Here is a 22,661-nt window from a genome sequence, read left to right as displayed (position 1 = left end):
ACGCCTCCTTACTGCACTTTGATTTTAGATCCGTCGTTCAGGTAGGGACTGCCGGAGACAATCAAAAACTTTGCATTCTCCAGTCCGCCGGTTATCGTCACACTATCCTGGTGTATCTCTCCTATTTTTACCTCTGTTTTTTTTGCCGTTTTGCGGTCATCTGAAGTAAATACATAACCCTTTCCGCCATCGCCATCCAGAAGTGCGTCATAAGGAATAGCCCAGGTGTTCACTATTTTCACAGAAGGCGTAATGGCAGCTTTTCCAAACAAACCCGACGCCAATCCTTCAGCCTTTGCATTTAGTTTAAGATGAATAATGAACGTCCCGGACGAAGGATCAATGCCTTCTGACTTTTTGAATACGTATGCCTGCAATACTTTTCCAGGCAGGGCATCCGTCTGAACGGTAGCCTTGTCTCCCCTGGCAATAGCTGCCCATTGGCGGTCACTCACCCCAACTTTCAACAACCATTGCCCCTTACCTGCCCCATTGACCTGCAGTACGGGAGTTCCCGGCCCTACCATCTGGCCTTCGTTAGCGAACTTCTGGAGAACAAAGCCACTAACCGTCGCCCGGATTTCGGAATACTGCTTGTTGAACGAGACAGCCTTCAGCTGCTGAGTTGCAACTTCCAGTGCTGTACGCGCATTCTGCATTTGCTCGAGCGTCGCCACGCTGTCTTTATATAATCTAAAGGCTCTCTGATAGTCCCGTTGTGCTTTCTCTTTTGCTAAAGTGGCCTGCTGTGCACCTGCGTTTACCTCCGTTAGATTCAGGGTTGCCAACACCTGCCCCGCCTTTACAGCATCGCCCTCTTTCACAAAAATGCGGTTTATGACACCGCCTGTTTTAAAAGATAATACGGTTTCATCGTCCGTTGTAAATAAACCAGAAGCATGCACTATCGTTCCATCGCTGCCCAGCTCAAGCGGCTGCAGCCTTACCGGTATTATATCTTCCTGTACAGCCTCATCCGACTGCTTATTATTACCGCATGAGAACAGCAGCAATGAGCAGAACAAACCTATGCTATGAATAAAAAGTGTCTTTTTCATGATATCTTATTTACTGAACGTGTATGAAGCTGTTTCCCGTTCGAGGGTTGCAGAAGCAGCAAGAACATTATACTTATTTATTAGGACCGCCATCCGGGCAGAGGTCAGTTGGGTACGGGCGTCTACCGTTTCTATATAGGTGTTTGTACCCGCTCTGAAGCCGCGTTCGATGAGTCTCTGATACGACTCTGCTGCTTCTAGCTGCACCTGCGCTGATCGATAAGTCTCCCATGCCGCTTTTAGATTATTACGGGCAACGCTGCTGCTCAGCTCAAGCTGTTGCTGTACCAGATCGAGATTCAGCTGCGCGTTCCTGGCGTCGAGGCCCGCTTGTTTCAACTTCTGCTGGTTACGGTTTCCGGCAAAAACAGGAAGATCGAGTTGCAAGCCTGCGAGGTAATACCGAGACTGGTCGTTATATTTCCATCCTTCAGCCTGAGAGCCGAGATCAAGAAACCCACTTAATTTGGGGATCCAATAGCTTTTATTCATTTTCACTACTGTTTCGTTGATGCGAATTCCTTGTTGCAGTGACTGTAGTTCTTCGCGCGCAGCGGGACCTGTTTCCTCTTTTAATTGCACGGAAGCATGAATAAGACCAGCGTCGGCATTATACGCGGTATCGACAGGTGAATCGCCCGGACGGTTCAATAATGAATTGAAATATAACTTTGCGTTTTCAACCTGCTGTTTTGCCTGAGTAAGCTGAGCCTGTGCTGAGGCAATTTCACTATTAGCCCTTAATACATAAGCGTGCAGTCCCTTTCCGTTCTCCAGTAGCTTCTCGTTTACTCGTTTTCCTTCGTTTGCCAGGTCTATGGTCGACTGATAGATGTCCACAGCGTTGAGAGCTGTGAGGTAGTTAAAATAGGCCGACTTTATATTTTTAACCAGTTCCCTGCGATAGGTTGCAACTTCAAATTCCTGCAGAACAACCTGCTGCCCGCTGATCTTTCGATTGTAGATAATGTCGGAGTTGATCACAGGAACCGTAGTACGTAGTTTAGCATCGTAGAAGTTCTTCGGAAGAAAGGTTATTGACTGATTTTCGAGTTGGGGAAAGTTCTGAGAGTTTGTCAACTGATTTAAGGTGGCATAAGCGCCGTTCAGCAAATCGCCGAGGGGCAATGGAATATTCCGCCCGCCGTCGGCTGTCTGATAGTTCATTTGGAAAGCTATGGTAGGCAAAAACAGGCTCTTCGCTGTTTGAAGCGAAAGCAGAGCTTTCTCTAGCGAAATATCCTTCTGCTGAATGACTATATTGTTTTTTAAACCCTCAGCAATATATGCGTCAAGAGGATTTCTCTCCGTCGCTACCTGCGCATGGCTCATTGAGCAAGGCAAACAGGATAAAAAAATCATACATACAATTAATACTGTTCTCATTATTAACACCGTTAATAAGTGGATAAAAAAAATTTATTTCACACCTTCAAGCAATCGGACATAGCTTGCAAATGCAGCTTCAAGGGCTTCTACCCCATCCTCAAAAAAGTTATGGCTCTTTGCCATGTGTCCTAAATGTCCGTGCACTGTAAGGCTGCACAAACCGTGCATAGTAGACCATACCATCAAAGCGAAGACTCTGGGTTCATGACCTTTGAAATAACCCACCCGCTGGCATTCTTCTATTGTCATCAACAATGAATTAAAGGTATTATAACCTTCAGGCCATCCCTCCCCGCCGGGTGTATCACCACAATTATTGTCTAAAAACTCAAGCGGCTCTTTCATGATGAACATTAGTTCATAGAAATCGCTATTCTCAAGAGCAAATTGCATATAGGTTTTACCCATCGCTTTCAAGCGCTCAAAAGGATGTTCTACGTTAATCAGGGCACTGAACTTTTGTCCCATCAGCTTAAAACCTTCCTGATGAAGCGCATAAATGATATCGCTCTTATCCTTATAATAAAGATAAATAGTAGTAGGACTAAACTCTATCTCAGCTGCAATCTTACGGATTGAGGTCGCTTCATAGCCATATTTCATAAATAAGGCCTTGGCCGTATCAAGTATTAATTGCTTTAGATCTTCCTTATGCCGTTCTTTTCTTTCTTTTATTCCCATAAATAACACCGCAAATATACTTAACAGTGTTAATATTTAAAAAAAGATTTAAGATTAGATTGGGCTCTCTACTTTTCGCTTTTACTCAAGTCCCAAGACTCAGACTCAAGATTCCCTTTTACACCAGCTTCTGATAGGTACGCCACCAGAGGTCTGGCATTTCGCCGTTCACGGCAGTCTGATAATCGTCGTAGCGACAGGGAACAAGATGGTACCGGTCGTTCCCCGAATGACTTGTGGGATAAGGAACCTGCATCCACCAGCGATCCGACTTTTTGCTTTTTACAAAAACAAGCTCATGGGTATTGTCGCTGAGTGTTGCTCTGTAAATGAGGTATTGAGATTTAGGCTGAAGAGGAAAATCACTTTTCCGCTGATAATATCCATCAAAAAGATACCATATCATTTGGGCAAGTAACATTGCTGTTTGTCCGTTGCGGTCAAAAGCCGGGTTAAATTCGTACAATCCGAAAGAGCTCAGCTTGTCGCTCATGCCGGCATAGCGACATAACTGGCAGGCTTCTTCGCCGTAAAAACCGTTTGGATTGGCATTCGCGTTTCCGCCTGCATCGGATGACCGGATTGCTGAAATATCAAAGCTTAATATGTTAGCATTGCGAATAATAGGTTCTGCAACAGGAATTCTTCCGTAAAAGTCGCCAAGTCGATTCACGTCAAATAACAGCTGCTCCATCACGCGAAGGCTGTCCTGGTTAACGTAATAACTCTGATAACCAATATTACTGAAGTTAAAAAGATAATTGGGTTGATGAAGGAAGATCTTATTCAAATAAGCATCCGACTTTGTTTCAATGGTAGAGACATCAGTAGTACCGTCGAGGTCGAATTTCGGATCGATAACAACAAGATCGGCCTTTTGCTCAAGCTCCTCGTAGGCCATATATTGAGCGTATGTAAGATCTTGCCCCCCGCCAATAATGACAGGAAGGATATTCTCTTTTACAAGTTCTGCAACTACCGTCTTTACGGCGATATAGGTGTCGGAAACAGTGTGACCAGCTTTAATATTGCCAAGATCTGCAATACGCATGTTCGCTGTTCCCTCATACAAACTATATAGCTTTTCCCGTACATAATCGGGGCCGAGGGCACATCCCTGATTGTTTACCGCATTCCTGTCGTCAAGTACCCCAAATAAAGCTATATCAAAGTTTTCCTTACTTAATTCGGGAAATTCGCCGGAATAAATTATAGCTCGTGCACCCAGCTGGCCAGGCAGAAAACCTGACTGGGGGCTAATTTTATCGTGATCGACAGGCGAGAAAAAATCGTTTAAAGACATATTCGCTCCAAATATCCATTTTATTCATTTACTTTTGAAAGCATTTTCAAAATTTTGCCGGATGATATTGGTTACTGGCGCAACAGGTTTTTTAGGTTCAGAATTAGTAAGACAACTATACGCACAAGGGAAAAGGGTTCGGGCATTGAAACGCGAAAGCTCTGTAATTCCCGATACTTTAAAATCCATCCCTCAGATTGAGTGGTTCGACTCCGACCTGCTCGACTATTTTTCTCTTGAAAAGGCATTTGCAGGGATCAGCCACGTGTACCATTGTGCAGCCACCATTTCATTTCAGCCATCTGACAAAAAGAAAATGATCAGAGTAAATGAAGAAGGCACCGCATATGTTGTTGACCTGTGCATGGAGCACGGCGTCGAGAAACTGGTGCATGTTAGCTCTGTGGCGGCGCTGGGAGATCCGAAGAACGGAAACGCTGTAAATGAAAAGAGCTTTTGGGAATTTGACGGAAGCCAGCACGGTTATTCTATTTCGAAATACGAAAGTGAAATGGAAGTTTGGCGGGGAATTGCAGAAGGACTGAACGCTGTCATTGTGAATCCCTCCATCATTATTGGTAAAAACGCGGGAACCCAGGGAAGCGGTCAAATTTTTGACATGGCGCGGAAGGGATCAAAGTTCTATACAGATGGTGTTTGCGGAATGGCGGATGTTGAAGATGTTGCGAGGGCGATGATCTTGCTGATGGAAGCCGACGTTCGCTCTGAACGCTTCATTCTTAACTCAGAAAACATCGCTTTCAAGACGGTATTTGAAACAGTAGCACACGCACTTGGAACTAAAACGCCTAATATCAGGGCCAGACCCTGGCTGCTCTCGATTGCCTGGCGGCTCACCCGGCTCGCCGGATTTTTCACGGGTAAGAAATACGGCCTGACAAAGGATACGGCACACAGTGCTTCTAAACAGACGAGCTACTCTTCAGAAAAATTCTTACGCTTCTTTCCTGATTTCAGGTTTAAACCGGTGAAGGAGAGCATAAAAGAATGGATCATTGAAAATGGACAATTGACAGGGGACAATTGAGAATGGACAGTTGAAAGGGGACGATTGTTGATGAGCAATGGCTTCGGTGAGTTATAGTATTGAAATTAAATAGCAAGTAAATAGAAAAAGGGGCTGACGGGTTGGTAACAAAATTAGTTTTGTCCCTATCGAATATAAAATGAAGAATTATTACATAATAGATTTTGACAGCACATTTACGCAGGTTGAGGCGTTAGACGAACTGGTAAGGATATCTTTAAAAAAACACCCTGAAAGGGAAGCTATATATAAGAAGATTGAAGATCTTACCAATGCCGCTATGGAAGGAAAACTTTCATTCCGGGAGAGTCTTTCGGGAAGGGTCCAGCTTCTTCATGCTAATGAAGAACATCTTAAACTGCTTGTAAGCCGCCTCAAGAAAAAAGTGTCATCTTCATTCTCGCGCAACCGTGATTTCTTCAAAAAACACGCAGATGAGGTTTTGATTGTTTCCGGAGGATTTAAGGAGTTTATCACTCCCGTTGTGCTCCCCTACTACATCAAAAGAGAGAATATTTATGCCAATACTTTTAAGTTTGATGATAAAGGCAATATCATAGGGTACGATGAAACGAACCCGCTTTCGGAAGAGGGGGGAAAGGTTAAATTATTGAAACAGCTGCAATTACAGGGAAACATCTTTGGAATAGGTGATGGGCATTCTGACTTCCAGCTAAAGGAATCCGGGTTGATACAAAAGTTCTATGCATTTACAGAGAATATTGCGCGTCAGAGCATCCTTGAAAAGGCTGATCATGTTACACCAAGCTTCGATGAGTTTTTATACGTCAATAACCTTCCACGTGCTATTTCATATCCAAAGAACCGAATCCTGTGCCTGATCGTGGGCGGTGTGCCCGAAGAAGCGATAAAAGTATTGAGCAAGGACGGCTTCTCTATCCGTCAAAAGCCAACTTTTGAAGAAAAATACGTTGCAGATGTAGGCATGCTATTGCTGGGCGATGGCGAAAAACTGGACGATGTTCAGCTTGAAAGGGCTGTTAAGTTGAAAACAATAGGATACCTTGGAAACAGCCGGCACAAATTATCTCATGAAATAGCCACGGAAATGGGGATTGTAGTTTTCGATGATCCTAAACAGAATCCCCGTAACGCACAGTTTATCCCTAAAAGGATGGCGACTTTTATTAATAATGGTGATACCTATTTAAGCGGCAATTTTCCAAGCCTCCAATTACCAAAAGTTGGAAATGCCCATCGTTTGATCCATATTCATAAAAATGTTCCGGGAATAATGGCGCAGATCAATCAGGTATACGCACGCAACAATATTAACATTGTTGGCCAGTTCCTGATGACTAATCACCAGATAGGTTATGCTATAACCGACGTGGTTACTGAATATGATCCGCAGGTGCTGAAAGAACTGAAAGAAATCGAGCAAACGATTAAATTCAGGATATTGTATTAAGGGCCGGGTTGTGATTCCGGGTTGATGTATAGGTTTTATAGTATCTTGGTGGTCAGGTACTGCAAGACCTTTCTCCTATTTAGTCCAGTCTTCCAGCTTTATATCTTTAATTCTTTCAAAATGATTATAATTATTCGTAACCATTACCATGCGGTTTGCTATTGAAGTTGCACCAATTAAGAGATCAAAGTCGTCCACAGGAAGCCCAGATTTCCTTAACCGCGCTTTTTCAGAAGCATAAATATCAAGGCTATTAAAAATTGGCAATATAGTAAACATCTGAATAAACTCAGCGACGACTCTTCTATTCTCTGTTTTCCTTTCAGTTTTGCTATTCTCAGCACCATATTTCAGCTCTGCAACTGTAATTTCTGAAATATAACAATTACCTATCCCCTCTTTTTCAATCCTTGAATGGATGTCATAAAGGCCTTTGAGGAAATAAATGCAAATATTAGTATCAAGGAGATATTTTTTCACAATTCTTCAATGCCACGTGTAAAACGTCTGGAATCCCGTAAAGCAGCAATTATTTCATCTGCCTGTTCCTCCGATTTAAAAGCCCCGTAAAGATCATTTAAAGCTTTCTCCGTACTAGAGCCATTCCGCTGAGTTTTTAATGATTCCGAAAGCTTAGAAATTAGATCAAGCTTATGATCCTGGCTTAGGTTCCTGAGCATTTCAAGATAAGTATCAATTAATCGTCCATTCAAATCTGTTGCTCTCATTATTCAAATATAAGAATTTCTTTACTTCCGGTGTTCTAAAATAACATAAGTCAAAACAGTTAGTTTATTGAAACAAGTGAAATAACCCGGCAGCTAACAATTATAGAGAAACAAAGAATTCGCAAATTCTCCCCTTTTACTCCTCAAAAAACTGTTACTTTGTAAAAGTATTCTATAAAACCTCTGATGCCGTGACAGATACACTTGATATAAAGATCACAAAAACGAACAAGTCAAGGCTGGAAGAAACAGATTTCAGTCATTTACCCTTCGGAAAAGTATTTTCCGACCACATGTTTACTGCCGATTACGAAGACGGCGAATGGAAAAATTTCCAGATAGTCCCTTATGGCGATATCTCTTTTAGTCCTGCTATTTCAGTGCTCCATTATGGGCAAGCTTTTTTTGAAGGACTGAAGGCTTATAAACACGATGATGGAAAAGTAACTGTTTTCCGTCCGTACAAGAATGCAGAACGTTTTAATAAATCGGCAGAACGCTTATGCGCTCCGGAGCTTCCCGAAGATATCTTTGTGCAGAGCATAGCTGCGCTGGTGGATCTCGACCGGGACTGGATCCCGACAGCAGCACATCATTCGCTGTATATCAGGCCATTCATGTTCTCTACAGATCCTTACCTGGGAGTTCAGCCTTCTAAGACATATAAGTACATGGTTCTTACAGGACCGGTAGGAGCATATTTTTCAAAGCCTTTAAAGGTGAAGGTTGAAACCAAATACTCACGTGCAAGTGAAGGCGGATTCGGGTTTGCTAAAGCAGCAGGAAATTACGCCGGATCATTGCTTCCAGCTCAGGAAGCCATGAAAGAAGGCTTCGATCAGCTTATCTGGACAGATGGCCGCGACCATGCATTCGTCGAGGAGCTTGGAGCCGCAAATGTTATGTTCATGATTGATGGTACCCTGATCACTCCGTCTACGCGGGATACCATTCTCAAAGGTGTCACCCGCGACAGTGTTCTGACACTTGCGAGAAAATGGGGTATTCCCGTTGAAGAAAGACGTGTTTCGGTTGCTGAAGTGATTGACGCGCTTAAAAACGGAAAATTAACGGAAGCTTTCGGAGTTGGAACAGCAGCTACCATTGCGCCGATTGCCAGTATTGGGTCGGAAGGTGAACTTTATCACCTGCCTGACACCACTAAAGCCGAGTTTTCGAACAGAACACTCAAAGCGCTTAATGAAATCCGCTATGGAAAAGTAGCGGACGAATTTGGCTGGAACTATACCGTATAAAGTCCAAACATAGAGAATATGCAGGGGAGCTATCCTCCCCTGCTATCATAAAGCATCGCACCCAGCGAACTCTTCAATAAAACCTGCCTGCCATCCTGTCATTTATACAAAATGTTCGTACTTTTGCACTTCAAAGCAGAATAGTATGTACAATTTGCAGAGCAGTGTAAAAGAACATGATGAAGCGAGGCAGGGAGAAGCGTTAATGCTCGAAAGTACCTCCACTAAAAATAACGGCCGGAAGCTTTATATCGAAAGTTATGGCTGCGCGATGAACTTCTCCGACAGCGAGATCGTTGCTTCGATTATGACGGATATGGGGTTTGAAACCACCGCGGATTACAAAGAAGCCGATGTTATTTTCATCAATACCTGTTCTATTCGTGAAAATGCTGAACAAAGGGTGCGAAACCGCCTGCGTGAGTTTGGTGCTGTAAAAAGCAGGAACCCGGGAATGGTGGTTGGCGTACTTGGCTGTATGGCAGAACGACTGAAATCTAAGTTCCTCGAGGAAGAAAAGCTGGTAGATGTGGTTGTTGGGCCTGATGCGTATCGTGATCTTCCTAACCTGATCGATAAAGTGGACGACGGTAGCCGTGCTGTCAACGTACTGCTTTCGCGCGAAGAAACCTATGCCGATATTAATCCGGTGAGGCTAAATTCAAATGGAATCACTGCATTCATCTCTATCATGAGGGGATGTGACAATATGTGTTCCTTTTGTGTTGTTCCCTTCACCAGAGGACGGGAACGCAGCCGCGATGCACATTCTATCGTTAAAGAGGCTCAGGAGTTATTCGACCTAGGTTACAGGGAAGTGACTTTGCTAGGACAGAACGTAGATTCGTATAAATGGACTTCTGAAGATGGAACAGAAAGCGTAAACTTCGCCGGCCTTCTTGAACAGGTTGCTCTTGTAAGTCCTGATCTTAGGATCCGTTTTTCAACTTCGCATCCGAAAGATATTACCGATGAAGTGTTATATACCATGGCACAGCATGAAAATATATGTAAGTATATCCACTTGCCCATCCAGTCGGGCAATTCGAGGGTACTTGAAATAATGAACCGCACGTACGACCGGGAATGGTATACAGAAAGAATAAACAGCATTCGTCGTATCATCCCCGAATGCGCAATTTCCACTGATGTTATTGCCGGCTTTTGTACAGAAACGGAAGAAGAGCACAAGGATACACTGAGCATGATGGATTATGTAAAGTATGATTTTGCATACATGTTCATGTACTCTGAAAGACCCGGAACACTGGCAGCTAAAAGATTCACTGATGATATTCCTGACGATGTAAAGAAGCGCAGGCTGAATGAAATTGTCAGGAAGCAGCAGCAGCATTCACACGAACGGCTGCTTCAGCAGGTAGGGAAAGTTCAAAAAGTACTTATCGAGGGTTTCTCGAAAAAGTCAGAACTTGATTATGCAGGCAGGAGTGATCAGAATGCAACGGTGGTATTTCCGGCGGACAAAAATTATAAACCGGGGCAGTACGTGAATGTGTTCGTTGAACGCTGTACGACTGCAACGCTTATTGGTAAAATTGTTGAATAGCAGGTTAGTATCAAGACACAAGATGCAAGTATCAGGACAATAAAAATGGCTCTTGGTACTTGCATCTTGATACTTGATACTAACTACTTGATACTAAATATACATGGATATTCAGGATATAAAAAACCGTTTCGGAATAATAGGCAACTCACCATTGCTTAACAGGGCGATAGATATTGCCCGGCAGGTGGCACCTACAGATATTTCAGTTCTGATCACTGGCGAAAGTGGAAGCGGTAAAGAAGTATTTTCGCATATTATCCATCAGCTGAGTGCGCGAAAGCACGGCCCCTTTATTGCTGTGAACTGCGGCGCAATTCCTGAAGGTACAATCGACTCCGAATTATTCGGTCACGAGAAAGGCTCTTTTACAGGAGCTCATGAGGCCCGAAAGGGTTACTTCGAAGTAGTAAATGGTGGCACTATTTTCCTGGATGAAGTAGCGGAACTTCCGGTTGGAACCCAGGCACGACTTTTACGGGTGCTTGAATCAGGTGAATACCTGAGAGTAGGATCCTCCAAAGTGCAAAAAACTGATGTGCGTATAATTGCGGCAACAAACGTAGATGTTTACGACGCGGTAAAAAATGGAAAGTTCAGGGAAGACTTGTATTACCGTTTAAGTACCGTGCCCCTTAAAATACCGCCTCTACGAGAGCGAAAAGAAGATATTCACCTGATTTTCAGGAAATTTATTTCTGATTTCACCGCCAAATACAGAAGTCCCTCTGTCCAGCTTGATCCTGACGCGCAGCAACTGTTAACTAATTACTCCTGGCCGGGAAATGTCCGGCAGCTAAAGAACGTGGCGGAACAGATTGCAGTGCTCGAAAAAGACAGGAACCTCACTGCTCAAAACCTTCTGCATTATATACCGCAGGATCAGGGTTCTACTTTACCTATGAGGATCAAACAGGATGCGAAAGACGACTTTTCAGAAAGAGATATTCTCTATAAAGTTCTGTTTGATATGAAAAGGGATATGGTAGACCTGAAAAAACTGGTTGCGGAGATTATCCGTGATGGAGGCAACACTTCAGCTTTACGGGAAAATCCCCAGATTTTTAATCAACTCTACCACGAGCCCGAGTTCCCGCCCGCGCCTCAAAACCTGCAGCCCATTCTGCTGCATCAACCGGAAAAAGATAAAAAGAGTGAGTTTAACTTCGCCCCTCATACGGAAGAAGTGGAAGAGTCGCTCTCGCTGATAGAAAAGGAATCAGACCTGATAAAAAAAGCTCTGAAGAAACACAAAGGGAAACGGAAGCTTGCAGCACAGGAACTGGGAATATCTGAACGTACTCTTTACCGTAAAATAAAAGAGCTAAACCTCAGTTAATTTGAAAATGAAAATTATTAAGCAAAAAAGCCTCTGGCTGATTCTTCCTTTCCTGTTTTTATCACAGTCGTGCGGGATCTACAGCTTTTCCGGAGCGTCAATTCCCGCTAACATGAAAACGGTGACCGTTCAATTTTTCGAAAATAACGCACCAATAGTAGTGGCGACCCTCAGTCAGCAATTTACCGAAGCGCTGAAAGAGCGAATCAGAAGTCAGTCGCGCCTAAGCATTGTGAGAGAAAATGGCGATGGTATTTTTGAAGGCCGTATCACAGATTATAGCATTAAACCGGCAGCAATTACAGGAAATGAGCGTGCTGAAGCAATGAGGCTAACCATTACGGTAAGTGTAAAATTTATAAATACTCTGGATAACGAGCTTAGTTTCGAGCAACAGTTCACAAGATACGAGCAGCTCCAGGGTAGTAACATACAGTCGCAGGAAGGTACAGCAATAGCAAATATCAATCGCCAATTAACAGAGGACATCTTTAACCGGGCGTTTGCAAACTGGTAGCTCGGTGAGGTAAGACATTGAAGGATGATTATAAGAGAATATTTAAGTTTTAATATATAGCACAGTGGGAGAACTAAATGTAACAGGGGACGGCGAATTTCTAAAATTCCTTTTGCCTCAGAACGATCTGAACGATGCTGATATTGCTGCTTTAAAATACCTGGTATTAAAATTCCCTTATTGTCAGCCTTTACATTTTGCTTATCTGTCAGCCCTGAAGCATGCCGACTCCCCAGATTACGATTTTTATCTTCAAAAGGCTGCTGCTTATGCTCCGAGGCGGGACGTTTTACATCGCTTTATTTATAATCCTGAGTCATTCTATAATAATCCTGTTTCATCTGGTCTGGATGAAAGCAGCAGTCCTTCAGCGTTCATGCAGGAAGCGTCTGTTCCAGAACCCGCAGTAACGGAGGAGGAAACGACTGGAGTTATTATTGAAGGCGCCGAAGACAGCCAGATTCCTCATGATAGTGAAATACTTTATGTAACTCCGGTTGAAGGTATTGCTATAGAAACGGTGGTCCCTGTTGTTGAACATCTGATAGAAGAAGTAACTGAAATTTCTGAAGAGGTAGAGGAAGAAGCGAAGCCGCAGGAGGCCACAGAAGTTATTGAAGGCAATAACGCCATAGCCCTGGAAAGCATTGCAGCTTCGGATTACTTTATTTTTGACCGTTCTCCTATAGATCCGCTTCAGGGAGCGGAATTAGGGAAAGCGGTGAGCGGGGAAGTGATAACTCCAGGCATTGGACATGACTCAGATATAGCCAAATATGACGATGACACAATGCCGTACACGTTCTTATGGTGGCTTCATAAAACACGGAAGGAGCACGCAGCAACATATCAGCCTTTCGTAAGAAATCCACACCACCTTAAAAGAACACCTGCAGGAGAACTGAATCAGCAGATTATCGAGAATATATTTCATATTCAACCCGAGCTGAATACCTTTGAGGCCGCTGCAGCAGCCACGACCATAGAGTTTGAGCTTAAAAAGAAAGAAGATAAAATAATAGAAAAGTTTATACAAGAGGAGCCTCAGATAAGGCCGCCTGTCGCTAATAAACTTGATACAGAGAACAAGGCCCGCAAAAGCGCCGAGGATAATTTCGAGCTTGTATCAGAAACCCTGGCTAAAATTTATACAGACCAGATGCTCTATCATAAAGCGATAGAAATTTACAAGAAATTAAGTTTGAAATTCCCGGATAAAAAGCTTTACTTTGCCGGTCAAATTGAAGAATTAGAAAAGAAAATCAGTTAATAAATAAGATATTATGTTTTACGTGCTTATCATCCTGGGAATTGTCATTTGTGTATTATTAGCATTTCTTATACTTATCCAGGAACCAAAAGGAGGAGGCCTTACTTCAGGCTTCGCAGGCTCCAACAATATTATGGGTGTTCAGAGAACAGGCGATTTCCTTGAAAAAGGCACGTGGACCCTTATCATCAGCCTGATGGTGATTGTACTGCTGATCAATGTTGTCATTCCAAAAGGTGGTGAAAGAAATTCTGAAGCAGAAGAAATTCAAAAGCAGATTAACAAAGGGGCTCCGGCTGCTCCTATTGCTCCTACCACTTTGCCGGGGTTAAAAGATACCAGCAAGAAGTAAATTCAGAAAAAAAGAATAAAGAAAAGCTGTCCTCGAATGGGGCAGCTTTTTTTATATACCCCTACCTAGCCTCACAACACTGCCACTCCATGACAGCTTGACACTGGAAGGTTAAATCAATTTAAACAGAAATATATAACAGATGAAATTTTGACAAATAAGACACATTAAGATACGTTGCGTATCCTTTGGCATAAAATCTGACGATAAGAGAAACAAACTAATATTCATAATTACTATGGCATTAAATATCAAACCTATCGCAGATAGAGTAGTAGTTGAAGCTGCTCCTGCAGAAGAAAAAACAGCATCAGGTATCTATATCCCTGACACAGCTAAAGAAAAACCTCAAAGAGGAACTGTAGTTGCCGTTGGAGATGGCAAAAAAGATGAGCCGTTAACTGTTAAAGTAGGTGACGAGGTTTTATATGGCAAATATGCCGGTACAGAAATTACCTATGAAGGTAAGGAGTATTTAATTATGCGTGAATCTGATATCTACGCAGTATTGTAAAAAGAAATATGAGATTTGAGGAATGAGAGAGTAGAATCCCTCATAATCCAGATCGAATGTTAAAAAGAAACTATTAAAAGTCGAGGCTTAGATAAGACATTTAGGATAAACAGACTCAAATCTAATATCTAATCTCTCACAACTAAAAACAACAAAAATGGCAAAACAAGTTAAATACAACGTTGAAGCACGTGACGCCCTGAAAAAAGGGGTAGATACTTTAGCAAATGCAGTTAAGGTTACTTTAGGCCCTAAAGGTCGTAATGTGATCATTGACAAAAAATTCGGATCGCCTATTATCACCAAAGATGGTGTAACTGTAGCGAAGGAAATTGATTTGAAGGATAGCCTTGAAAACATGGGCGCACAGATGGTGAAGGAAGTAGCTTCTAAAACTGCTGATATTGCAGGTGATGGAACTACAACTGCAACTGTTTTGGCTCAGGCTATTGTAACTGCTGGTATTAAAAACGTAGCTGCCGGTGCAAATCCTATGGATTTGAAGCGTGGTATTGACAAGGCTGTGGCAGCTGTTGTTGCCGACCTGAAAAACCAGTCGCAAGCAGTTGGTGAAGATAACAACAAAATCAAACAGGTAGCTTCAATCTCAGCTAACAACGACGAAGTTATTGGTGCGTTAATAGCTGAAGCTATGGGTAAAGTTGGTAAAGACGGTGTAATTACTGTTGAAGAAGCAAAAGGCACAGAAACTGAAGTTAAAACTGTAGAAGGTATGCAGTTTGACCGCGGTTATCTTTCTCCTTACTTCGTAACCAATGCTGATAAAATGGAAGCGGAATTAGAGAATCCGTACATCCTGATCTACGACAAAAAAATCAGCAGCATGAAAGAATTGCTTCCTGTACTTGAAAAACAAGTTCAGACCGGCAAACCTCTTTTAATTATCTCTGAAGATCTTGACGGCGAAGCTTTAGCAACTTTAGTTGTTAACAAAATTCGCGGTTCACTGAAGGTTGTTGCTGTTAAGGCTCCTGGCTTTGGCGACCGTCGTAAAGCTATGCTTGAAGACATCGCTATCCTGACAGGTGGTACTGTTATCTCTGAAGAAAGAGGCTATAAGCTTGAAAATGCTGACCTTTCATATCTTGGACAGGCTGAGAAAGTTGTAGTTGATAAAGATAATACTACAGTTATCAACGGAGCTGGCCAGGGTGAAGATATCAAGGCCCGCGTTAATCAGATCAAATCTCAGATTGAAACTACTACTTCAGATTACGATCGCGAAAAACTACAGGAACGTCTTGCTAAATTAGCAGGTGGCGTGGCTGTTCTTTACGTAGGTGCTGCTACTGAAGTTGAGATGAAGGAAAAGAAAGACCGCGTTGATGATGCGTTACATGCTACACGCGCCGCTGTTGAAGAAGGTATTGTTGCTGGTGGAGGTGTTGCTTTCATCCGTGCTGTTGAAGCTTTAGCTGATCTTAAAGGATCAAACGAAGACGAAAACACCGGTATTCAGATCATCCGTCGTGCTATTGAAGAGCCTCTACGTCAGATCTGCGAAAATGCAGGAATCGAAGGTTCTATCGTAGTTCAGAAGGTAAAAGAAGGAACAGCTGACTTCGGATACAATGCACGCACCGATGCTTATGAAAACTTAATTGGCGCTGGTGTAATCGATCCTACTAAAGTAGGTCGTGTTGCCTTAGAGAACGCTGCTTCTATCGCAGCCATGTTGTTAACTACAGAATGTGTACTTGCTGACGATCCTGAAGATGAGAAAGCTGGTGCTGGTATGCCTCCAATGGGCGGCGGCGGCATGGGCGGAATGATGTAAGATTCGCAAATGCCCTTTTAGGGACATAAATTAAAGCCCCGGAGTTTTTAGCTTCGGGGTTTTTTATTGCATTGTACTTCGGCAGATAATTTCGCAACAATTTATTTAAGTTTGAGCTCATGGAACTGGAAAAATTTTACGACAAAGCATATGATTGGATCCTTCGTAACGGACCGGGACTAATCCTGGCAATTATCATCCTTTTAGTAGGCTTGTGGGTCATCAGGCTGGTAAAAAAGGGACTAGCACGGAGTATGGAAAAGAGAAAATTCGACACCTCTTTGCAGCCTTTTATCCAGAGTCTGATCATTATTTCGTTGCAGGTTATGCTGCTTCTGATCGTAATGCAGACGCTTGGAATACAGCTGACCATACTCACCACTGTTATTGGAGCATTTAGTGTGGCGGCCGGCTTAGCCTTGTCAGGCACTCTTCAAAACTTCGCAAGCGGTGTGCTGATACTCGTCCTGAAGCCCTTTAAAGCAGGGGATAACATCATTGCTCAGGGACAGGAAGGAATAGTATCTTCCATACAGATATTTTATACCGTTGTCACTACGTTCGAGAACAAAACGGTTATCATTCCCAATAGTAAGCTATCAAATGAAATTATCATTAATGTAAGCCGTCAGGGTAACAGGCGAATGGATATTGAACTTAAATTTAACTATGGGTTTGACATGCAGGCCGTAAAAGCCATTCTTGAAGAATCAGCAAAAAGTTCTGAGAACATTTTAAAAATTCCTGAACCGCGTATAGGGGTTTCTGCTCTTGAGCCTGATGGATATAAGATGATGGTTAACGTTTGGGTGAACGCCCATGGTTTTATTGATGCAAAACTTAACTTCCAAGAGAAGTTGATCAGCGATCTTAAGAACGCCGGAATTAAGCTGCCCGGGATGTAAGCTAACAGCCTTCGGCTGTTAGCTACTATTGGCTGTTGGCTATTGGCGTGTTAAAAGCTAGCGATTACTTACAGGCTTATTTGTTGCTAAACTGATCAAACAAGCTGAACTCTCGAAAACGTAAAACCTTACTCTCCAATGCTCTTAAGCGAGAAGCTTTCAAATACCGCTGTTTTATATGCGTCACCCTTCGAAGTCAAACCTGCACGGATTGCTCTGTCCCATGGTGGCAGAAAAGTTGCATCTATGCTCTCGTCATTGAACACTTTAAAGTCTTTTCCCGTAGTACTGTAAAGGAACGTAATATCTTTACCATTCTTTACCTGCATGCGAAGGTGTAATTTATCCTTTGTTTTTACAGTCTTTTCCATCATGAATGCTGCATTACCTCTTTTGATTACAGACACGCGTAGCGTGTCGCCAGCCACTGACATGGTCACGATATTATTGTCATCGCCGATTGCAGCGATCCCTGATTCTGCAGTCGATCTTGCAACAGAAACGACCGCATCTGCTGTATAGTCGGCGGTGTATGTCTTCTGCCCGATGTAAGATCCGGAGACGACCGGCAAGGCAGATAATTCCAGGTTACCTTTCGTTAGCTTATAGTCCAGGTTCTGAAATACGCTCCATTGCCATAGTTCTGAGAGGCTTCTTCCTTTGAACTCGTCAGATATACTTAAAGGCACTATTGCTGACTTATCTGAAGCGGTATCCATAAATTGAATCCAGCCGTCGGAAGTAAAAACAAATTCCTGAAGCAGTCCCTGTCGTCCGGCAAAGGCCCCGCTTTTAGCATCGTAGGCATGATATAAGAAATAAAACTTTCCACCCATCTCAACAGGGGTTCCATGTCCGGGACATTTCCATTTTTCTGTACTAACCAAAAGAGGATTTTTATCGTACTTCTCCCATGGCCCAAAAAGGCTCTTTGATCTGGCAACACCACTTACGTAGGTACAGCCCGGTCCGCAGCAGCCGGCAGCAGCATAAAATGCATAAAAATAATCGCCGTGTTTAATCATTGAAACGCCCTCTACCAGGTTTGCCTCCCATGGCTGTTCATTTCTGAATAATTCCTTTTTTTCACTGATGAGCGCGGTGCGCTCTTCATTCATTTCACTGATCCAGATTGGAGTAGGTTTACCAACACTATTTCCATCCTCTTTCCAGATGATGTGCAGCTTGCCATTTTCATCACGCATGGGAAAGGCGTCGATAGAACCAACTTCCTGGCAGATCAAAGGCCCGTGATCCCGATACGGTCCCTCAGGTTTATCGGCACTCGCCACGGCGACACACAAGTTGCCATTTTTCTTGTGAGCTGTATAATACACATATACCCTACCCTTATCATAGGTAACTTCCGGAGCCCAGAAATAATAGTCGGCCCACTCAGGCAGTTTATTAAAAATACTTCCTTCCATCTTCCAGTTAACAAGATCCTTTGATTTTAACAGGGGATATGCGGGAAGCCAGTTTGAAGTAGTAGCACTTGCCCAGTATGTATCACCTATCTTAACAACTGAAGGATCGGGATTGTCGCCAGGAAGTACCAGCTGCTGTGCCTTTATATTCAAAGAAAAGATAACGATTAAAAAAAAGAATATGAGACTTTTAGCTGAAACCTGAGTCTTTAGATATGAGAATTGAGTCACTGTATTAATGATATGAGGCTAATAAAAAACGAAAGCAGAAGGGCAGGTGATAGAAAAAGAAAAGCCCCGGTCTTTGAAAACCGGGGCTTCCGGATTATTTTGCAGAAAATTTGTAAACAGTAGTAGTTTTGTAGGTCTCTCCCGGATTTAAAACAGTAGAGGGGAATGACGGCTGATTTGGAGAATCAGGAAAGTGCTGGGTTTCAAGACAGAAAGCAGTCCTGTGTTCATCCTTCGTGCTATTCTTCAGCGTATGAGAACCGTCAAGGAAGTTTCCGCCATAGAACTGAATGCCAGGTTCCTTTGTCAGAACGTCCATAACGATACCTGATTTGTCGCCAACAACAGTAGCTGCCCTCTTCAATACAGAAGATTTCTTGTCAGCTATTACGAAATTATGGTCATATCCTTTACCGTATTTCAGCTGTGTGTTCTCCTGATCAACCCTGGCACCAATGGCTGTAGGATTCCTGAAATCAAACGGTGTTCCCTCAACTGACTCAAGTTTACCAGTAGGGATCAACGTTGAATCTACCGGAGTATAACGGTCAGCGAAAATCTGCATTAAGTGATTGTTAATGGTACCGCTTCCTTCACCGTTAAGATTGAAGAATGAGTGATTAGTAAGATTGAGAACTGTTTTCTTGTCAGTTGTCGCTTCATAGTCAATCTCCAGGTCATTGCTTCCGGTCAAGGTGTACGTAACCTTAACGTGAAGGTTTCCGGGATAGCCCTCTTCGCCGTCCTTAGCGTTGTAGGTCAGCTCAAGCTGGTTATCAGAGAGTTGCTTCGCATCCCATACTACCCTTGAAAAACCTTTTGGACCGCCGTGAAGTGCATTTGGTGCATTATTAGTTGCGAGCGTGTATTCTTTCCCATCCAGACTGAACTTACCCTTTGCAATACGGTTGCCATACCTTCCAATCAATGCGCCGAAATAAGTATCACCTCCTTTTGTATAGTCGTCAACATTATCGAACCCATTGACAATGTCGATAACCTTTCCATTCTTATCGGGAACCAATAAACTAACTACACGTCCTCCATAATTTGTTATGGCAACTTTTGCATTACTATTATTTTTCAATATAAACAGATCGGTCTTTTTACCGTCAATCGTTTTCTGAAATGCTTCCTTTGATGGGATTGCAGCAGCTTGTGAGTCGGTCATATTACTAGTTTTTTGTTGTTTTGATGGATTATTGCATGCTCCTAAAGCAAGTAAACAAGCTGCGTACAGCCACGGGGTTTTTAGTTGGATTTTCATTGATGCTTATAATTGTTTTTATGAAGTAACTTAACTGTTGTATTTAACGGTTTATACCCATCAAATAAGATTATTGGTCTCAAATTTAACTTTTTAATTAATTCTCTGCTGATAAATTCAGTTTTTTAATTCACGCTTATCAGAAGGAACCGGTAACGGAACGCCTGTTTTAACAGGCATCCCAAAATCAGGAGATCCGTCTGCCTTCCAGGTGAATTTCTGAGCCCGCGGCGAACGGTTACCTCCGCATCCGTCTCCTGGCCGTGGATTTGCATGATAGAGAATCCAGTCCTCCGTTCCATCGGGAGATTTAAAGAAGGAGTTGTGGCCCGGTCCATATACCGCATTTTCAGGTGACTGCTGAAACACCGGATTCGGGCTTTTTACCCACGCTGCCGAATCAAGAAGGTTTTTGCGTCCTGTAAACGTAAGCATACCAAGAGCGTAAAAGTCGGTCCAGCAACCGCTGGCTGAATATATTAAAAACAGCTTATCTTTATTCATTAACGGCTGGGGGCCTTCGTTTACACTTACATGGGAGACCTCACCCGGCAGATTACCGTTCCTCTCCCATTCGTAAACAGGACTGGAGATCCGGACCCTTTTCCCTTTAATCTTCACAGGATTTTTCATTCTGGCGATATAGATATCCTGTTGCCCGTTTACATCTTTCTCCCAGCCTGCCCATACCATATACAATTTACCGCGGTAATCGAGGATGGAACCGTCTATAGCCCATTTATCAGAACGATCGGCTATTTTTCCCTTAAAGACCCATTCACCCTTCATCGGGTCTTCTGATGAGTTCTGCAGGACGAACATCCGATGATTTTTATTATCTCCATCGTCGGCTGCAAAATAGACATACCACTTTCCCTTAATGTAATGTATCTCAGGTGCCCAAAGCTCTTTTGACCATGATTTACCGGATTCAGGCTCAAAAATTATTTTCTTTTCGGCTGTTGCCAGCTCAGCTATGCTTTTGGTTTTCCGCAATACTAACCTGCTGCCCGAAGTGTGCATATAATAGTAGTATCCGTCTTTATAAAAACTGAACGGATCAGCACCCGAAGGCAATAGAGGATTAGTAAAAGTAGTTAATTCAGCGCTTTGGGCTCCACTTTCCGAAAAGGGAGCAAAAACAAATACGATAAACAATATTCTAAAGAGAAGCTTTTGCATATATATTTTCAGCACAAGCTTAGCAAGATTTATTTACTTCTTAATGTTTTTTGTACAAAGTTTCTAATTTTTTACACATCATCTCGAAATCACACCTTCCTTCCAAAATATCTCGCTATGTCCATCGGAGAAATTTCTTGTAGTAACAAGTACAATAGTAGTATCATTTTTCATAAAGGTAGAACTATAATAGGCACCTTCATTAGTAGGAAGATTTGGCCAGGGATAAGAGATACGCGAAAAATTCTTCGCCACACTATTCCCAACAAGAACCAGCATGGTATTCTTCTTCCAGTCGGACCCTATAGCTCTCCCTCCCGCATCCTGAACAGACAAAATGGTTTCACCAGAAGGCAGCTGAATAATGTATGGCGCACCACCCCATATATTCTGTGTTGTCGCCAGCCATCTCCTTCCATTATCTAAAGTTCCATAACCTTTGTAATTCCACTTAGCATCCACCGATGACCAGACAATAAAAGGTGATTTGGAGTTATTTACCGACTCTATTGGAAAAACGATCCCTTTATTCTCCTTTAGCAGCAAAGGTGTTGCCATTCCATCACGCATGCCGCTAATGTAAGCAACGCGAACAGGGGTTTTCCACGACGCGCCGTTGTCGGTTGAACTAACCATGAGGATTTCCTGCTGCGGATTCGTTGCAGGCCACCATGCTGCTTCACTGGAATAAAAAAGCTCTATTTCGCCGTTATCAAACTGGATCATTGCAGGCTCCCAGGACCGGCCTCTGGCAGCAATAACAGGGCTCCCCCATGTCTTCCCCCTATCCTTGCTTATGCGAATTTGAATATTGTCGTGAGCGTTGTCATCCGGATTTCCCCGTCCGGTATAAGCGAGCATCAACCAGCCATTCTTCAGAACAAGCAGTTCGGGATTTGCAAAACCGTAGTACGCGGGGTCATTATCCGGCACAATAATTTCGGCGGTCGTCCATGTTTGTCCGGCGTCAAAACTTTTCCTTAAAGCTATATTATCCCATTCGTTACCTTGTATGCCACAATGGTATAGTAACAATAAAGTGTCGCCGCCTAATTTCTTTACCCGACCATATTCAGCGCTGTAAATGTCGTGCGAAAGCTTCTTTGCCGTGCTGCTCCAATTGATTGTTAAAGAAGGAGAAGTATTATCAGCTGAAGGTAGGTCATCGGGATGGTAGTTTTCCTGAGATTCAGGTTTTGGGTCTACAGGGCTGTCCTTATCCTTTTTACATCCGGTCAACAAAAAAGGAACAAAAAAGATCACCGCCCAAAGTTCTAATTTCCATTTCATCGTTATAAATGTTGCTTTAGGTGTCCTAGATAGATTCATTCTTTTCTTTCTGTCCTTCAGCACATGAGTGCATCGGGATAAACCTACAGGATACAGCAGTGTCCGGC

Annotated in this window: 21 protein-coding genes; 11 read left to right on the top strand and 10 right to left on the bottom strand. The window is 43.0% G+C overall.

Annotated features, from left to right (window positions below; all coding sequences use genetic code 11):
• Positions 1-8: 8 nt before the first annotated feature.
• The 4 genes from BDE36_RS03755 to BDE36_RS03740 form a co-directional block, all read right to left on the bottom strand.
• Positions 9-1,058 (bottom strand): efflux RND transporter periplasmic adaptor subunit, encoded by a 1,050-nt coding sequence (locus BDE36_RS03755; RefSeq protein ID WP_141813786.1) that lies wholly within the window; start codon positions 1,056-1,058, stop codon positions 9-11.
• Between the two features lie 6 nt (positions 1,059-1,064).
• Entirely contained in the window at positions 1,065-2,390 is a 1,326-nt protein-coding gene (locus BDE36_RS03750; protein WP_235904384.1) for a TolC family protein, read from the bottom strand.
• 87 nt (positions 2,391-2,477) lie between these two features.
• Positions 2,478-3,128, bottom strand: coding sequence for a TetR/AcrR family transcriptional regulator (locus BDE36_RS03745; protein WP_141813784.1), 651 nt, complete (start codon positions 3,126-3,128; stop codon positions 2,478-2,480).
• 118 nt (positions 3,129-3,246) lie between these two features.
• Positions 3,247-4,431 carry a formimidoylglutamase gene (locus tag BDE36_RS03740; protein WP_141813783.1) on the bottom strand — a complete coding sequence of 395 codons (1,185 nt, stop codon included), beginning with the start codon at positions 4,429-4,431 and terminating at the stop codon, positions 3,247-3,249.
• A gap of 61 nt (positions 4,432-4,492) precedes the next feature.
• Here BDE36_RS03740 and BDE36_RS03735 point away from each other — a divergent pair, with 61 nt between their 5' ends.
• Both BDE36_RS03735 and BDE36_RS03730 read left to right on the top strand, forming a co-directional pair.
• Positions 4,493-5,479, top strand: a complete 987-nt coding sequence (locus tag BDE36_RS03735) for an NAD-dependent epimerase/dehydratase family protein (protein WP_141813782.1) — start codon at positions 4,493-4,495, stop codon at positions 5,477-5,479.
• A gap of 139 nt (positions 5,480-5,618) precedes the next feature.
• Positions 5,619-6,911, top strand: a complete 1,293-nt coding sequence (locus BDE36_RS03730) for an HAD-IB family phosphatase (RefSeq protein WP_141813781.1) — start codon at positions 5,619-5,621, stop codon at positions 6,909-6,911.
• 75 nt (positions 6,912-6,986) lie between these two features.
• Here the strand turns inward: BDE36_RS03730 and BDE36_RS03725 are convergent, their stop codons facing one another.
• Positions 6,987-7,391, bottom strand: coding sequence for a type II toxin-antitoxin system VapC family toxin (locus BDE36_RS03725; protein WP_141813780.1), 405 nt, complete (start codon positions 7,389-7,391; stop codon positions 6,987-6,989).
• A complete protein-coding gene (locus BDE36_RS03720; RefSeq protein ID WP_141813779.1) occupies positions 7,388-7,639 on the bottom strand; it encodes a hypothetical protein in 252 nt (83 codons plus the stop codon). Before BDE36_RS03720 ends, BDE36_RS03725 begins: the two co-directional genes overlap by 4 nt.
• Before the next feature lie 191 nt (positions 7,640-7,830).
• Here BDE36_RS03720 and BDE36_RS03715 point away from each other — a divergent pair, with 191 nt between their 5' ends.
• The 9 genes from BDE36_RS03715 (at position 7,831) to BDE36_RS03675 (ending at position 17,157) form a co-directional block, all read left to right on the top strand.
• On the top strand, positions 7,831-8,895 hold the full coding sequence (locus BDE36_RS03715; protein ID WP_141813778.1) for a branched-chain amino acid aminotransferase: 1,065 nt from the start codon (positions 7,831-7,833) through the stop codon (positions 8,893-8,895).
• Positions 8,896-9,040: 145 nt separating this feature from the next.
• Positions 9,041-10,462 (top strand): tRNA (N6-isopentenyl adenosine(37)-C2)-methylthiotransferase MiaB, encoded by a 1,422-nt coding sequence (gene miaB / locus BDE36_RS03710; RefSeq protein ID WP_141813777.1) that lies wholly within the window; start codon positions 9,041-9,043, stop codon positions 10,460-10,462.
• Positions 10,463-10,565: 103 nt separating this feature from the next.
• The gene (locus BDE36_RS03705) at positions 10,566-11,801 is read left to right on the top strand and encodes a sigma-54-dependent transcriptional regulator (RefSeq protein WP_141813776.1); all 1,236 of its coding nucleotides are present in this window, start codon (positions 10,566-10,568) and stop codon (positions 11,799-11,801) included.
• Between the two features lie 7 nt (positions 11,802-11,808).
• A complete protein-coding gene (locus BDE36_RS03700; RefSeq protein ID WP_141813775.1) occupies positions 11,809-12,318 on the top strand; it encodes an LptE family protein in 510 nt (169 codons plus the stop codon).
• A gap of 64 nt (positions 12,319-12,382) precedes the next feature.
• A complete protein-coding gene (locus tag BDE36_RS03695) occupies positions 12,383-13,588 on the top strand; it encodes a hypothetical protein (protein WP_141813774.1) in 1,206 nt (401 codons plus the stop codon).
• Between the two features lie 13 nt (positions 13,589-13,601).
• Positions 13,602-13,940: a preprotein translocase subunit SecG gene (gene secG, locus BDE36_RS03690; RefSeq protein ID WP_128771347.1), complete on the top strand. Its 339-nt coding sequence runs from the start codon at positions 13,602-13,604 to the stop codon at positions 13,938-13,940.
• A gap of 238 nt (positions 13,941-14,178) precedes the next feature.
• On the top strand, positions 14,179-14,454 hold the full coding sequence (locus BDE36_RS03685) for a co-chaperone GroES (RefSeq protein WP_109418203.1): 276 nt from the start codon (positions 14,179-14,181) through the stop codon (positions 14,452-14,454).
• Positions 14,455-14,611: 157 nt separating this feature from the next.
• Positions 14,612-16,252 (top strand): chaperonin GroEL, encoded by a 1,641-nt coding sequence (gene groL, locus BDE36_RS03680; protein WP_141813773.1) that lies wholly within the window; start codon positions 14,612-14,614, stop codon positions 16,250-16,252.
• A 119-nt stretch (positions 16,253-16,371) separates the two neighbouring features.
• Positions 16,372-17,157 (top strand): mechanosensitive ion channel family protein, encoded by a 786-nt coding sequence (locus BDE36_RS03675; protein WP_141813772.1) that lies wholly within the window; start codon positions 16,372-16,374, stop codon positions 17,155-17,157.
• Between the two features lie 128 nt (positions 17,158-17,285).
• Here BDE36_RS03675 and BDE36_RS03670 read toward each other — a convergent pair whose 3' ends face one another.
• The 4 genes from BDE36_RS03670 to BDE36_RS03655 form a co-directional block, all read right to left on the bottom strand.
• Positions 17,286-18,737: a family 43 glycosylhydrolase gene (locus tag BDE36_RS03670; RefSeq protein WP_211360905.1), complete on the bottom strand. Its 1,452-nt coding sequence runs from the start codon at positions 18,735-18,737 to the stop codon at positions 17,286-17,288.
• A 172-nt stretch (positions 18,738-18,909) separates the two neighbouring features.
• Positions 18,910-19,986: an aldose epimerase family protein gene (locus tag BDE36_RS03665; protein WP_235904387.1), complete on the bottom strand. Its 1,077-nt coding sequence runs from the start codon at positions 19,984-19,986 to the stop codon at positions 18,910-18,912.
• Positions 19,987-20,199: 213 nt separating this feature from the next.
• Positions 20,200-21,264 carry a glycoside hydrolase family 43 protein gene (locus tag BDE36_RS03660; protein ID WP_141813770.1) on the bottom strand — a complete coding sequence of 355 codons (1,065 nt, stop codon included), beginning with the start codon at positions 21,262-21,264 and terminating at the stop codon, positions 20,200-20,202.
• Between the two features lie 78 nt (positions 21,265-21,342).
• Positions 21,343-22,554, bottom strand: coding sequence for a sialidase family protein (locus tag BDE36_RS03655; protein WP_161987528.1), 1,212 nt, complete (start codon positions 22,552-22,554; stop codon positions 21,343-21,345).
• Positions 22,555-22,661 lie beyond the last annotated feature (107 nt).

It is taken from the genome of Arcticibacter tournemirensis (assembly GCF_006716645.1).
GTDB lineage: Bacteria > Bacteroidota > Bacteroidia > Sphingobacteriales > Sphingobacteriaceae > Arcticibacter > Arcticibacter tournemirensis.
The sequence above is the reverse complement of the archived record's forward strand: the minus strand, read 5'-3'. Positions and strand labels throughout refer to the sequence as shown.

Bases quoted from the DNA above. Each gene is read 5' to 3' on its own strand.
- BDE36_RS03755 (WP_141813786.1), bottom strand. From the start codon at position 1,058: ATGAAAAAGACACTTTTTATTCATAGCATAGGTTTGTTCTGCTCATTG.
- BDE36_RS03750 (WP_235904384.1), bottom strand. From the start codon at position 2,390: ATGAGCCATGCGCAGGTAGCGACGGAGAGAAATCCTCTTGACGCATAT.
- BDE36_RS03745 (WP_141813784.1), bottom strand. From the start codon at position 3,128: ATGGGAATAAAAGAAAGAAAAGAACGGCATAAGGAAGATCTAAAGCAA.
- BDE36_RS03740 (WP_141813783.1), bottom strand. From the start codon at position 4,431: ATGTCTTTAAACGATTTTTTCTCGCCTGTCGATCACGATAAAATTAGC.
- BDE36_RS03735 (WP_141813782.1), top strand. From the start codon at position 4,493: ATGATATTGGTTACTGGCGCAACAGGTTTTTTAGGTTCAGAATTAGTA.
- BDE36_RS03730 (WP_141813781.1), top strand. From the start codon at position 5,619: ATGAAGAATTATTACATAATAGATTTTGACAGCACATTTACGCAGGTT.
- BDE36_RS03720 (WP_141813779.1), bottom strand. From the start codon at position 7,639: ATGAGAGCAACAGATTTGAATGGACGATTAATTGATACTTATCTTGAA.
- miaB (WP_141813777.1), top strand. From the start codon at position 9,041: ATGTACAATTTGCAGAGCAGTGTAAAAGAACATGATGAAGCGAGGCAG.
- BDE36_RS03705 (WP_141813776.1), top strand. From the start codon at position 10,566: ATGGATATTCAGGATATAAAAAACCGTTTCGGAATAATAGGCAACTCA.
- BDE36_RS03700 (WP_141813775.1), top strand. From the start codon at position 11,809: ATGAAAATTATTAAGCAAAAAAGCCTCTGGCTGATTCTTCCTTTCCTG.
- secG (WP_128771347.1), top strand. From the start codon at position 13,602: ATGTTTTACGTGCTTATCATCCTGGGAATTGTCATTTGTGTATTATTA.
- BDE36_RS03685 (WP_109418203.1), top strand. From the start codon at position 14,179: ATGGCATTAAATATCAAACCTATCGCAGATAGAGTAGTAGTTGAAGCT.
- groL (WP_141813773.1), top strand. From the start codon at position 14,612: ATGGCAAAACAAGTTAAATACAACGTTGAAGCACGTGACGCCCTGAAA.
- BDE36_RS03675 (WP_141813772.1), top strand. From the start codon at position 16,372: ATGGAACTGGAAAAATTTTACGACAAAGCATATGATTGGATCCTTCGT.
- BDE36_RS03665 (WP_235904387.1), bottom strand. From the start codon at position 19,986: ATGACCGACTCACAAGCTGCTGCAATCCCATCAAAGGAAGCATTTCAG.
- BDE36_RS03660 (WP_141813770.1), bottom strand. From the start codon at position 21,264: ATGCAAAAGCTTCTCTTTAGAATATTGTTTATCGTATTTGTTTTTGCT.
- BDE36_RS03655 (WP_161987528.1), bottom strand. From the start codon at position 22,554: ATGAAATGGAAATTAGAACTTTGGGCGGTGATCTTTTTTGTTCCTTTT.